Origin of the sequence: Acinetobacter sp. YH12116, assembly GCF_013418895.1 — a bacterium.
Lineage (GTDB): Bacteria > Pseudomonadota > Gammaproteobacteria > Pseudomonadales > Moraxellaceae > Acinetobacter > Acinetobacter indicus.
Genome location: NZ_VPBE01000002.1, coordinates 173,676 through 187,038 on the forward strand (window position 1 = coordinate 173,676; position 13,363 = coordinate 187,038).

Sequence of the window (13,363 nt, forward strand, 5' to 3'; positions counted from 1 at the left end):
TAATATTTTATATATTATAAAAACATATAATGTTTTGGGTGTATGGCGATGCATGATTTCCTGATTGCGTTTTTAGGTGGTCTTTTATTAGGGGCCGCCGTGGTCGGCTATTTATATGTGAACGGACGAATCGCAGGGATTAGTGGTTTGCTGGCTCAGGTGATGCAGCCAAGCACCATCTTTAAAACACCGGCGCTGTGGTTTTTATTGGGACTGTTTATTACGCCGTTTATTTATGGAATCTGGCAGCAGCCACAGATTGAACTTGACGCCAGTCCACTCATGATGGTGGTGGCCGGTATCCTGGTTGGTTTTGGGACCCGTTTAGGTTCGGGTTGTACCAGTGGTCATGGTATTTGTGGAATCAGCCGTTTATCCAAACGTTCGATGGTAGCGACCTTGACCTTTATGCTGACGGGCGTATTGACGGTGTATGTCATCCGCCATATCACAGGAGCATTCTAAAATGAAAAATATCTGGGCGTTTCTATTTGGCGGATTATTTGCATTGGGCCTGATGATTTCGGGTATGTCCAATCCTGAAAAAGTACTTGGTTTTCTGGATATTTTCGGCGATTGGGATGCCAGTCTGGCTTTTGTGATGATGGGTGCCATCGCCGTGGCTTTTATTCCGTTTCAAAAGGCAGTTCGTCAGGCAGAACCTAAGACGGTGTATCATGAGGCCATTGAGTTACCTCGGCAAAATCAGCTAGATTCTAAACTGATTATCGGCAGCGCTTTGTTTGGGATTGGCTGGGGAATTGCCGGCATTTGTCCTGCACCTAGCTTTACGTTAATTGGTTTGGGCTATTATCAGGCGCTGTACTTTATTGCTGCGATGATGTATGGCATGTATCTCCATCATCGACTTTTAGGGAAAAAATCATGACCGCTACGCCAGTTGTACAACATTTTTTTGACAAAGAGACCAATACATTCAGCTATGTAGTGACCGATCCAGCCACGCAGCAATGTGCAATTATTGATAGTGTCTTGAATTATGATGCGGCTTCAGCATCTACCTCGACTGAAGGTGCAGACGCAATCATTAGCTATATTCAGCAAAATAGCCTAAGCGTTGAGTGGATTTTAGAAACCCATGTGCATGCAGATCATCTGACCGCAGCCCAGTATTTAAAAGAAAAGCTGGGTGGAAAAATTGCCATCAGCAACAAGATTATTGTGGTGCAGGATACGTTTGGCCGTATTTATAATCTGGATTTGAAATATTTGAATGCGCATCAAGCCTTTGATTATCTGTTTGATGATCATGAGCAATTCAGTATTGGTGAATTAACGGCCTACAATATTCCAACACCAGGGCATACACCGGCCTGTTTAAGCTATGTGATTGGTGATGCAGTCTTTGTCGGCGATACCTTGTTTATGCCGGATTATGGTACTGCACGCTGCGATTTCCCGAAGGGTAGTGCAGAGCAACTGTTTGATTCTGTGCAAAAACTGTATAAGTTGCCAGCACAGACACGGGTATTTTTATGTCATGACTATCTGCCTGAAGGGCGTGAGGTCTTTATACACGAAACCAGTATCCAGCAGCAAAAAGCCGAGAATATCCATATTCACGATGGCACGCAAAAAGCTGAGTTTGTAGAAATGCGTAATCGCCGTGATGCCGGTTTATCGATGCCAAAACTGATTCTGCCTGCCATTCAGATCAATATGGTGGCCGGACATTTCCCTGAACCGGAAGCCAATGGCACGCGCTATCTGAAACTGCCACTCAATTATTTCAACAAATAAACTGGATCGGCCAATGCTTTCGTGCAACTGGCCGATATTTTTGGCCTGATACAAAATAGCCTAAGCAAAAATACAATTTTAATAAAACACTTATCCTATAATATCGAGAAAGCCAAAACCGATGCATACAAGGAATCAAAAATGCTGCTCAATTTCCAGACTTCACAACAACATCTATCAAGCACCGACATTCCGGTTGTTCTTATTCATGGTTTATTTGGCAGCCTGAGTAATTTGGGTATGTTGGCACGTGCGTTACAGGAGCATTATCCAGTCATCCAGATTGATGTACGTAACCACGGAAAATCGGAACATCGCCAGAGCATGAGCTATACCGAGATGGCGCAAGATGTACTGGAAACCTTGGATGCGATTCAGGTACAAAAATTTATCGTGATTGGCCATTCCATGGGTGGAAAAATTGCCATGCAACTGGCTGACCTTGCACCAGAGCGAGTGGAAAAACTGGTGGTGCTGGACATGACACCATTTGCCTATCAGGAAAATCATCATGATCAGGTGTTTGATGCGCTATTTGCTGTCAAAAAAGCACAAGTGGAATCACGCCAGGATGCCACCCAGATTATGCAGCAGCATTTGCGTGAAGATGCAGTGATTCAGTTTCTGATGAAATCGTTTAGTAAAGGGCAGTGGTTATTTAATGTTGATGCACTTTATGCATCTTATCCGAAAATTTTATCTTGGCAGTCAGTCAAGGTGGATGCACCAAGTTTATTTATTCGTGGCGGCGCCTCTCCGTATTTATCTAAACCGGAACACTATGCTGCCATTGAACAGCAGTTTAGTCAGGCCAATATTGAAACTGTTGAAAATGCGGGGCATTGGCTGCATGCAGAGAAAACTGCTGAAGTGGTTGATAAAATCCAGCAGTTTTTATCTGCATAAGCCCGGTATTGTTTTAATCAAGTGCATTGGCCATCAGCTGACCTTCCGAGGTCAGCTTTTCCGCCATTTCCCGGGTTTTCTTTAAGCCTGGCATCCGGTATTCGGTATGACCATAATCTTTAATGGATTTCCAGCGGCCACCCCAGGTCAGACCAACCGACTCCGCCACTTCGCCATACAGTTCATAACCGCGCATTGCCCACGGGTCACGCTCGGAAATCACCACTTTGCCATTGCGTTTAAAGGCCACATCGGCGGCTAAACCAAATTGATGATAGCTTTGATAACCACGGGCACGGGTGGTGTTTTTATTTTTGGACAGCGAGTTTTGTCGCTCCGGACTACGATAACCCTCCAATAGCACCAGCTCATAGCCGTGGCGTTCTTTCATGATTTTAAACACCATCAGCAGGCGCTGTTTATAACGCGGATTCATCTTATGCCACTTTCGGTCAGCGCTCACAATTGATGGATTGACATGAGAATGAGCATGTAAATCTTCCACCGCTGGATCATAACTATGCTGATCTGCCGGCACAGCCGCCCACTGATTTTCCAGTTGCATGGCCTCAACCACGGCGGCTTCAACCAGTGCTTCTTCTACTTCAGGTGGTGGCGACAGCATTTCACCTTCAAGCAGGGCATAAACTTGAGGATCGACTTCCCTTAAATAGTCGGCTTCAATTTTGGTGGCGCTAATCGGGCGGGTAAAGGCAAACAGAATGATGCTGGAAAACAGAAAAAATCCGGCAATCAGAATCCACCATTGCTGGATATGCCAATGAGTTTGGGTTTGTTCTGCTGCAGCCGCATGATTAAACTGTTGAGCCAGACTTTTCACCGAGCTCAACTGTTTTTTACTGTTAGGAATAAGTGCCTGAAAACCGGATAACACCTTGGCGCGCAGTTCATAAGACAGCAATAGTGCCAGGCTACAGGCCACAACTACAAAGGCAATAAAAATAACCGCAATCATGGATGAACAGCAGTGTCCTGTACGCTTACAGTTTCAACTTTTTCCACCGGTTTACGGGTGACCGAAATCTGGACACTGGCCTGTGGTGTTTCTTCCGGTTCTACCGCGGCCATTGGCACCACGACCGGTGCAGCCGGTTTAGCAGGAACAGCTTTGGCTGGTGCTGGTTTTTGTGCAGGCGGCTGTTTTGCTGTCGCCGCAGGAGCACTGGCTATGTCTTGCGGGAAGTTCGGAGCTACACGCGCTTGATTTGGCGCAGGCTGGGCAGCAACTTTTGCTGGTTGATGGGCAAAGATTTTACTTAAATCACCATCATTGGGTTGCTGAAACTCAACCGGATGTTCAGCCTGCACATCTTCGAGCTCGTCAAAACTGCCAGAGTGATCGGTCATCTGGTTTTTTAATTCTTCCAGTTCTGCCGGCAGTTCCGATGGAGTAGCCGCTGGCGCGGCCATTGCCTGAGTGGACTCTGCTAGTGTTGTCGATGGCTGGCCTGCATAAAAATAGGCATAACCGGCTAAACCGGTGACCACGACCCCCGCCACAAAACCGCCCAGACTATATAAAAGTGGCGACGGCGATTTTGGCTTGTTACTTTGTAAAATCCGTAATGAAGTTTGTTTTTCGTTTGCCATGTTTTATCTAAATTTTATGGTAAATGAATGGTGATATGCGCCTGTTCCGTGGGTGCAGTAATCACGTTTTGATATTGGCTCATTGCGCTACTGTTCTGGTTGGATAGCATGTAACGCAGGCCAGCAAAGGACAATAAGGCAAAAAGGGCTAAAAACAGCAAAATCCAGAAAAAAGGTAATTCACGGTGAATAATATGTTTGATTTGATCCGGTAAGGCAGCAAAAGGGGAAAACGCGGTTTTCTTGCCTTTCAGATAATCAATTTCATCGCCGACACGCGCCACTATATGGTTCAGCGCTTCCATCGACTCAATACGATATTTGCCCTGAAAGCCCAGCAGCATGCAGTAATGATAAACCTCTAAAGCCGCCAGACGTTCTTTGCCGCGACTTCTGAGCTGTTCCAGCATTTCAAAAAAGCGATAGCCGGCCAGCTGCGAACCGAACAGATTGAGTTGTAGGGGATTAATCAGCCAGTGATTCTGCAAATCAAAAAATTTCGGGTCCTGCTGGGTCACAATGGTTTCATCCAGCAAGGCACAATACGCATATTTAGCATCGTGAATATCATCGGCTGAAAACTGCAATTTTTTTGCTTGGGTTTCAAAGCGGTTCAGCATATCCATGATTTTTTCGCGGAATGCTTCAACATTGCCTGGCACATACTGGTTCTTGATCAGGAACACAATATAGAAGCCGTCATGAAGTAAATCGACCAGATTAGAACTATTGCTGATTTTCGGGTTGACCTGTGGCGGGGTCAGACCAGTACCAATCTGACCATCATCAAATAAGGAAGGTGCATGATGTGGAGTATTCATGAAAAAATGTCCTTAACCGTTCATGACAGCAATAAGTTCAATAGAAAGATCCTGGAAGCCAGCCGGTACATAAATACAGATCGATTCCGAGTCGAGCATACGTTGATACAGGTCATTATTCGGCTCAATTTCAAAATAACTCACTCCGGAACGTACCGGAATGGCAGTCGGCACCTGCATCAGGTGATGAATTGGAATAGCCGGTAAGGCGGCCATCACACGCTGTTCAACATCAACCGTATTACCGACTTTAAAACGCAGCGGCACAATCTGGATCAGTTCATGCGCCTGCATCATCGAGCTGGACACGGCAATATACAGACGGGTATCGCGAGTAATTTTGTCGGATTCCAGACTGCCGACCCAATAAGACGGACGGATTTCTTTCAGGGCGATGCTGATATAACGGCTGGAAATAATGGTATCCAGCAATTCTCTGAGGATGACATCCAGCTGTTCAAAACTGTCCTGTAGCTGATGATGCTTATAACGCGGCAACTGATCGACTTCATAGGCCGTCGAGAAGGTCAGCAAAGAACCGGTTAAACGTAATAATTCAAAAAATAGACGTTCCGGATGAATCTGGGGATATTGCAGAACATGACTTAAAGTCGCATGTGCAGTATTTAAGGCATTCACCAGCCAGAACGAAACAATATCGCCAGAACGGAACTCAATCAGTTTCTGTTCATTTTCCCGGTTATTGGTTTGAATGGTTTTGATTTTGGCTTTAATCACATTCAAGGTACGGCGCAGGCCTTGCAGCAGGCTGTCGCTCGATTCAATATGTAAAATTGGTGGAATAAATTTGCGCTCAAACTCGAAATGGCCGGAACTGTGACGTTTGATTTTGGCCACCGGCAAATAGATAAAGCCATCCATTTCATGATTTGGTTCAAACTGGGCATCCAGCAGTTTAAACTCGGCACGGCGTTTCAGCAGGGTAATATCTGCCGGAGTAGCGTCGGTGAATAAATCATGGGTTTGAGTGAGATGTGAATGGTAACGGCCCGGTTGAGCGCCAGATTCAAACACCACATTATTTTTATTTGGCTGTACAATCGGTAGCGCTAAATAAACCAGCATTTCACCACGCAGATTCAGGTCATCCAGCTGTACCGGTTCAGGTAGTAAATCACGTGCTGGCGCCTGATAGATTTCTCCATCTTGCCACAGCATTTCAATACTTTCTAAAGCCAGCACATGGGTATTTAGCTGAGCTTCATCAAACTTTATAGATTGCACACCATAAGCAAATGGAATGGTGGAACGAACAGTATGGTTCAGGCGCTGTTCATGATAGCTGTCTTGCAACTGAAAATGTTGCGGGCGTAAAAACAAGCCTTCGCCCCAAAGAATTTTATCTGCTTTAAACATGGCACTTACCAATCACTATTTGTTTCATTAGAGCTTTGCACACCCAGTAATTCCTGAATATTTTCAAGCGGGTTGTCATTTTTAATTACCTGAGTCAGCCATTCATGCAGCGGCATCTGACTCCATTTAATAGTTTTTTGCAGCATGTAGCTGACCGGGCTATGCGGTTCATTGGCCTGAAAATAATCGGCAATTTCCTGTAAAACCTGCATGGCCTGTTCACGGTTGGCCAGATGGTTTTGAGGTTGCGGTTGAAAACCGGTCGGTGAATTCATGATGGGCATTGCTATGGCAGGGGCTGCTGTAGTATTAATGGCATCAGCAGTCACAATGTTATTCTGTTCAGGTGCTTCAACCAGAGTCTGCGCGGCAAAGGCATCTGTTTTATATAATTTTTTAAGCGTGGAATGAATCGAATCGAGCTGTGAGTCAATGGCGGCAAAACTTGGTGCATCCAGGCCCATTAATTGATCCAGTACTTCTTTTAAACTTGACCACTGCTGCAAAATGTCCAGAAAGTGCTGGTAATTCTGGTATTGCAGCGACTTCGAGGTATTCAACAGCGCCTGATCAAACTGCTCCAGCTGTGGCGTGGCTGCTTGATCAGATGAATCTTCACTTTGCTTGCGACGCAAATTGTCCTGATACAGAAAATTGTCATAATCACGCAGGTTCAGGTGCGGTGCAGTCACAATCGGCACGGTTTTAATCAGCACCGGAATCTGGTTGATCAAACCTTGCAATAAACCAATACGCTGATCCAGATCATCATCTTCAATTTCCGGATGCAGCTGCAACCAGTATTCATTCAAGCTTCGATGGCTGAGTTGAATAGCCTGAGCAATGCCCTCAAAGCCATACAAATTGCTCCATGCTTCCAGCAGCCAGCCATATAAACGGATATCCTTGGTTTTACTTTCCAGTAATTCAGTCGATTTGCTATGTACAAAACCCCAGTCGGCCTGTTTGGGTTCGGAGACCCAATCGCCCTGATCGAGAAGCGGATCATCCTGAGTTTTGGCCTTTTTAATGGCATGAAACTCATTGGAAAAAGAATAGTCTTCTCCACAAGGCTGTTCGGCAGAAATGGGGTGTAACAATACATCGAGGTTGAGGTTCATTGCTGTTCTGAATCCTTGATTACGCTTCAGTCATCTTTGCTTTTTTACTGCTTCGTTTTTTGGCCGTTTTTTGTTCCGGATCGAGCTGATAGATGATTTCATCGTCTTTGACATCAATATGAATCAGTTGCGGAATTTTTTGCTCGGCCAGTGCCATCAGGATTTCTGTCGCCAAGGCCGGAAGCACCGAAGAATTCAGAATATTGTCGACATTACGTGCACCACTATCGACTTCGGTACAGCGACTCAGCAGTAATTCGATTAAATCGTCGGAATAGCTGACTTTGGTCTGGTACTGCTGTTCCAGACGCGCGGTAATTTTACCGAGTTTGTGCTGGATAATTTGCACCAGTAAATCATCATGCAATGGGTAATACGGCACAATCCGCATACGTCCTAAAAAGGCCGGTTTGAACTGCTTGTACAAACTTGGTTTCAGCTTTTCAATCAGCTGTTCTGCGCTTGGCCATTCATCTACCGGCAGCGGCAGGCAACTTTGCATGATGGCGCCGGAACCGGCGTTAGAGGTCAGCAGGATGGTGGTATTTTTAAAGTCAATCAGGCGACCTTCACCATCTTCGAGCATGCCTTTATCAAACACCTGATAGAACAGTTCCTGCACATCACTATGCGCTTTTTCAATTTCATCGAGCAGGACCACGCTATACGGATTACGACGTACGGCTTCCGTCAGCACACCGCCTTGACCATAACCCACATAACCCGGCGGCGCACCTTTTAAAGATGAAACCGTATGCGCTTCCTGATATTCCGACATGTTGATGGTAATCAGATGCGATTCACCACCGTATAACTCATTGGCCAAGGCCAGGGCAGTTTCAGTTTTACCAACCCCACTTGGGCCGACCAGCAGGAACACGCCTTGCGGTTTGTTTGGATCTTCCAACTTGGCTTTTGAGGTTTTAATACCTTGCACCAGTTGATGCAGGGCATAGTCTTGCCCCATAACACGCTCAGAAAGTTTATCTTCTAAGGTCAGAACCTGCTTGATTTCATCATTAATCATTTTTCCGACAGGAATACCGGTCCAGTCCGAGATAATTTCATTAATAATCTGGGCATTGACGCGTTCAAATACCAGCGGATGTTGACCTTGCAGTTGCTGCAACTGGCTGCGTAACTGCTGCATCTGGGTCTGGCTGTTTTCATCGGCTTCGGTCTGCTGTTCTAGCGTCTGAATCTGCTGAACCAGTTCCAGTTCTTGTTGCCATTGCTGTTGTGTATCGGCAATTTCCTGCTCAAGAGCAGTAATTTTCTGATTTAAACCGTCTAAACGTTCATGATGAATCGGGAAGTGTGCATGTTCTTTTTCAACAATTTCGCGTTCAAGTGTTAAATTGTGCAGCTGCGCCTGTAACTGATCGAGTTTCACCGGCTGGGCATTTTGGGTCAGCGCTACACGTGCAGCGGCGGTATCTAATACACTAATCGCTTTATCCGGAAGCTGGCGACCACTGATATAACGATGTGAGGCATGCACAGCCGTGACAATCGCTTCATCATCAATATTCAGTTTAAAGTGATTGGCCATCACCGGAATCATGGCGCGCAGCATATCAATGGCCACTTCTTCAGTCGGTTCTTCAACTTTAACCACCTGGAAACGGCGGCTGAGCGCGGCATCTTTTTCAAAATACTGTTTATATTCGGCCCAAGTGGTGGCCGCGATGGTACGTAACTCACCACGAGCCAGTGCCGGTTTTAGCAGGTTGGCGGCATCATTTTGACCGGCCTGTCCACCAGCACCAATTAAGGTATGCGCTTCATCAATAAACAGGATAATCGGATGAGTCGAAGCCTGAACTTCCTGAATCACCTGTTTTAAGCGGTTTTCAAATTCACCTTTAACACTGGCACCAGCCTGTAACAGGCCCATATCCAGCACATGCAAATGCACGTTTTTCAGCGCATCGGGTACCTGGTTATTGGCAATTTTAAGTGCCAAACCTTCTACCACCGCAGTTTTTCCGACACCCGGTTCACCCGTTAAAATCGGATTGTTCTGACGGCGACGCATTAAAATGTCCAGCATCAGACGGATTTCAAATTCACGGCCAATCACCGGATCAATTGCGCCCGTTCTGGCTTTTTCAGTCAGGTTAATGGTGTATTGATCCAGCGCAGGTGTTTTTTTGCTGTTTGGTGCAGGCTCGATAGCTGTGACGCTTTCAGTTTCAGCCGTTTCCGGGACAGTAGCGTTTTCATTTTCGACACTTTTGACACATACATCTAAGAATTTGTGCTTCATGGTGTCAATTGGGAACAGGTCAAACAGGCTCGAAGCACGCACTGCAATCTGATAAAGATCAGGTGCGGTTAGCAAAGCAACCAGTAAGTGACCGCTACGAATTTGCGGATTTTGCTCGGCCGAGGCTAATAACCAGGCTTGCTCTAACAGACGAATGATAGATTTTGCAAAGATAGGTGTACGAGAATTACCCTTTGGCAGGTGACTGACACTTTCTTTTAAATCATGAATGAGATCATCTTTTAAAATTTTATATTTATCGAGAAGGAGACTCAGGTCATTTTTATGGTCTTGGGTTAATAATTCTAGGAAAAAGTGTTCTATTTCAATTTCGTAGTTCTGCTGATTAATACAGGCATTGGCAGACTTTTCTAAGGCTGTTCTGGCATGACTTGATAGTTTATTAATCAAAATTTTTAAATTATTCATAACACACTCTAGTTATAATTCCAGTCCAAATGGGTTAAAGTAGCGACCATGGGCTGAACATCGTTTTCAGTAAATAAAATAAATTTTACTTACATATCAATAATTTGAATTGATATAAATATTAGGGTTGTAGTATTCTACCTAAAATTTTTTCAAAAATGAAAACAAATAAGACAAAAATAATTTTACCGGAAACAAAAATATGACAATTATTGTCGATAGTTGGCAGAATTTGTCTTGACGCCAGAAGTTTATTTTTTGTTAAATTTGCGCGATGTTTTTTTTTGATAAAAATTGTTCGTGTTCAGTTTTCAAATACACCCATTCACTATAAATGAATTTAGAAATTAGAGGCTCGTTTTGAAAAAAAGTATTCTTCTTTTTCCCCTAATGGCGACACTTTGTGCCACCCCAATTGCTTATGCAGATGAGCAGATTGAGCTAAAACGAGGCTGTATCAAGGATTATCCGCTGGTTAAGGGAGAAACTGATCAGGCATTGTTGGGGATTTATCAGCAAGTGTGTGCCAAAGAAAATAAAAAAAATCAAGAGGTGAAACAAGAACTGCAAGTTCAAGCCGCAAAACGTTTTCAGGAACTTGGTAAAAATATGAAGACCCTGCAGCTGGTAGAACAGCTGGAAAACCAGGGCGTACGCCATCCTGACCTGACCGATGCGCACTTTTTAGCAGGCGTTTCGATTGCCAAAAATGCCTTAAATTATATGCGTACCGAGCAAATGCGCTTTTTATCTGACGAAGTGACCTATCCAGCGGCCAAGGAATTATCGGATACTATCCGCGCTTCAGTGCCTGCTCCGGATACCAGTTCTGCCAAGGCCATTACCAATGCATCGCTTGCCAAAAAAGCTGCAGCCCAACGTGCTGCCGCGCGTAAAGCTAGCAGTAATGCAAGTCGTGCCAAAACCCCACGTACCGCATCGACCAAGGCAGCAACTGCAACAAGAACAACTGCTCCGGCAGCAAAACCAGCGGCTTCAAATAATCCATTTGAATCGCTACGAAAATAATAAAACAGGATCACTGTATTATGGCTAAACGTGAAAGTGTACAAAAGAAACTTCAGCGCATTCGTCCTCCACGTGTTCAACTGACTTATGATGTTGAAGTGGGTGATGGTAAAGAAGTGAAAGAATTGCCTTTTGTGGTGGGGGTATTGGGGGATTTCTCTGCTGCTTCTGAACTGGAAAAGACCAAATTAAAAGATAAAAAATTCATTAATGTTGACCTGGATAACATTGATGAAGTGATGGAATCTTTGGCGCCACGCGCAGCATTTGATGTGGAAAACACCTTAACCGAAGAGGGCGGTCGCATGTCGGTGGATCTGACCTTCACTTCCATGGAAGATTTCCGTCCGGAAAGCGTGGTGCAACAGGTTGATCCGCTGCGTAAACTGGTCGAAGCACGTGAGCGTTTAACCGATTTGCGTAACAAGATTTCCAATAGCGAACGTCTGGAAGATCTGCTGGATGAAGTATTAAAAAATACTGACCAGATTCGTAAATTAAGTGCGGAGGCAGATCATGACTAATGCTCAGGCCGTTCAGGCGCAAACCCAGACTGCAGAAGAACTGACTTTGCTGGACTCGATTGTCGAGCAAAGCCGGATTGCCCGCAATGAAGAAGAACATGACCGTGCCAAAAGCCTGATTGGTGAACTGGCCAAAGAAGTCATGGCCGGGACAATTACTGTTTCTGAAAACATGACTTTGTCGATTGACAAACGTATCGCTGAAATTGATGCGCTGATTTCTGCCCAGCTCAGCAAAATCATGCATCATGAGCAGTTCCAGAAAATTGAATCGACCTGGCGCGGTTTATATTATTTCTGTCAGGAAACACCGTCAAATCCGCTGATTAAAATCCGCATGCTGAATACGACCAAAAAAGAACTGGTCAAAGATTTCCAGGGCGCGACTGATTTTGATCAGAGTACCTTGTTCAAGAAAATCTATGAAGAAGAGTATGGTTCATTTGGTGGTGCACCGTATGCGACTTTAATTGGTGACTTCGAGTTTGACCGTACGCCTTCAGATATGTATCTGCTGGAGCAGATTTCGCACGTGGCTGCGGCATCGCATGCACCATTTATTTCTGCGGCAAGTCCGAGCATTCTGGGGCTGGAATCGTTTACCGATATTGACCGTCCACGTGATGTATCCAAGATTTTCGAAACTGCAGAATATGTACAGTGGCGTTCATTTCGTGACAGCGAAGATTCACGTTATGTCGCATTGACCATGCCGCGTGTATTGGGCCGTTTACCGTTCCATCCGAAAGATGGTGCAGCCACTGAAGGCTTTAACTTTATTGAAGCAGTGTCGGGCCAAAACCATGATGAATATTTATGGATGAATGCGGCGTATGCCTTTGGTACCCGTTTAACCAATGCCTTTGATATGCATGGCTGGTGTGCGGCAATTCGTGGCGTTGAAGGTGGTGGTCTGGTCGAAGGCCTGCCGGTCCATACCTTTAAAACCAGCGATGGCGAAGTGGTCTTCAAGTGTCCAACTGAAATTGCCATTACTGACCGTCGTGAAAAAGAATTAAGCGATTTAGGCTTCATTCCACTGGTACATTGTAAAAATACTGACTACGCGGCGTTCTTTGGTGCGCAATCTGCACAAAAACCGAAGAAATACGACAGCGATAGCGCCAATGCCAACTCGGCCTTATCTAGCCAGATTCAATATATTATGGCGGTTTCGCGTATTGCCCATTATTTAAAAGCCATGATGCGCGACAAGGTCGGCAGCTTTGCCTCTGCTGGCAATGTTGAAGCCTTTTTAAATGACTGGTTATCGCAATACGTCTTGCTTGACGACGGTGCCTCTCAGGAAGCGAAAGCACAATATCCGCTTCGTGAAGCATCGGTAAAGGTTGTAGAAAATCCTGCTCAGCCGGGACACTACAAGTCTGTGGTTTTCTTAAGACCGCATTTCCAGTTGGACGAGTTGTCGGTTTCTTTGCGACTTGTTACTGAGTTACCTCAGTCCTCAAATTGAGGCAACTTATAATAACTTTTAACTAAAACAGGAAAATTTAT

At 45.0% G+C, this 13,363-nt stretch carries 13 protein-coding genes; 7 read left to right on the forward strand and 6 right to left on the reverse strand.

Annotated features, from left to right (window positions below):
* Nucleotides 1-48: 48 nt before the first annotated feature.
* From FTU54_RS02225 to FTU54_RS02240, 4 genes are all read left to right on the forward strand, one after another.
* A complete protein-coding gene (locus FTU54_RS02225) occupies nt 49-465 on the forward strand; it encodes a YeeE/YedE family protein (protein WP_075167749.1) in 417 nt (138 codons plus the stop codon).
* A gap of 1 nt (nt 466) precedes the next feature.
* On the forward strand, nt 467-889 hold the full coding sequence (locus FTU54_RS02230) for a DUF6691 family protein (RefSeq protein WP_180074359.1): 423 nt from the start codon (nt 467-469) through the stop codon (nt 887-889).
* Nucleotides 886-1,761: an MBL fold metallo-hydrolase gene (locus FTU54_RS02235; RefSeq protein ID WP_005177784.1), complete on the forward strand. Its 876-nt coding sequence runs from the start codon at nt 886-888 to the stop codon at nt 1,759-1,761. Before FTU54_RS02230 ends, FTU54_RS02235 begins: the two co-directional genes overlap by 4 nt.
* A gap of 141 nt (nt 1,762-1,902) precedes the next feature.
* On the forward strand, nt 1,903-2,667 hold the full coding sequence (locus FTU54_RS02240; RefSeq protein WP_168399303.1) for an alpha/beta fold hydrolase: 765 nt from the start codon (nt 1,903-1,905) through the stop codon (nt 2,665-2,667).
* Nucleotides 2,668-2,680: 13 nt separating this feature from the next.
* On the opposite strand, the gene FTU54_RS02245 is transcribed toward FTU54_RS02240, so the two are convergent.
* The 6 genes from FTU54_RS02245 to tssH are packed head-to-tail and all read right to left on the reverse strand — an operon-like array spanning nt 2,681 to nt 10,295.
* The gene (locus FTU54_RS02245) at nt 2,681-3,643 is read right to left on the reverse strand and encodes a M15 family metallopeptidase (RefSeq protein WP_075175228.1); all 963 of its coding nucleotides are present in this window, start codon (nt 3,641-3,643) and stop codon (nt 2,681-2,683) included.
* Nucleotides 3,640-4,278: a hypothetical protein gene (locus FTU54_RS02250; protein ID WP_160243212.1), complete on the reverse strand. Its 639-nt coding sequence runs from the start codon at nt 4,276-4,278 to the stop codon at nt 3,640-3,642. The genes FTU54_RS02245 and FTU54_RS02250 overlap by 4 nt, the downstream gene beginning before the upstream one ends.
* Nucleotides 4,279-4,292: 14 nt before the next feature.
* On the reverse strand, nt 4,293-5,099 hold the full coding sequence (gene icmH / locus FTU54_RS02255) for a type IVB secretion system protein IcmH/DotU (RefSeq protein ID WP_075167754.1): 807 nt from the start codon (nt 5,097-5,099) through the stop codon (nt 4,293-4,295).
* A gap of 12 nt (nt 5,100-5,111) precedes the next feature.
* Complete coding sequence (tssK, locus tag FTU54_RS02260; protein WP_005177795.1) at nt 5,112-6,476, reverse strand: type VI secretion system baseplate subunit TssK; 1,365 nt, start codon at nt 6,474-6,476, stop codon at nt 5,112-5,114.
* A 5-nt stretch (nt 6,477-6,481) separates the two neighbouring features.
* Nucleotides 6,482-7,597 (reverse strand): type VI secretion system protein TssA, encoded by a 1,116-nt coding sequence (gene tssA / locus FTU54_RS02265; protein ID WP_180074361.1) that lies wholly within the window; start codon nt 7,595-7,597, stop codon nt 6,482-6,484.
* Between the two features lie 19 nt (nt 7,598-7,616).
* Complete coding sequence (tssH, locus tag FTU54_RS02270) at nt 7,617-10,295, reverse strand: type VI secretion system ATPase TssH (protein WP_180061539.1); 2,679 nt, start codon at nt 10,293-10,295, stop codon at nt 7,617-7,619.
* 390 nt (nt 10,296-10,685) lie between these two features.
* On the opposite strand from tssH, the gene FTU54_RS02275 reads away from it, so the two are divergent.
* The 3 genes from FTU54_RS02275 to tssC are packed head-to-tail and all read left to right on the forward strand — an operon-like array spanning nt 10,686 to nt 13,322.
* Nucleotides 10,686-11,324, forward strand: coding sequence for a hypothetical protein (locus FTU54_RS02275; RefSeq protein WP_168399658.1), 639 nt, complete (start codon nt 10,686-10,688; stop codon nt 11,322-11,324).
* A 20-nt stretch (nt 11,325-11,344) separates the two neighbouring features.
* Nucleotides 11,345-11,848, forward strand: coding sequence for a type VI secretion system contractile sheath small subunit (gene tssB / locus FTU54_RS02280; RefSeq protein ID WP_045795670.1), 504 nt, complete (start codon nt 11,345-11,347; stop codon nt 11,846-11,848).
* Nucleotides 11,841-13,322: a type VI secretion system contractile sheath large subunit gene (gene tssC / locus FTU54_RS02285; protein WP_168399659.1), complete on the forward strand. Its 1,482-nt coding sequence runs from the start codon at nt 11,841-11,843 to the stop codon at nt 13,320-13,322. The genes tssB and tssC overlap by 8 nt, the downstream gene beginning before the upstream one ends.
* The last annotated feature ends 41 nt before the right edge of the window (nt 13,323-13,363 follow it).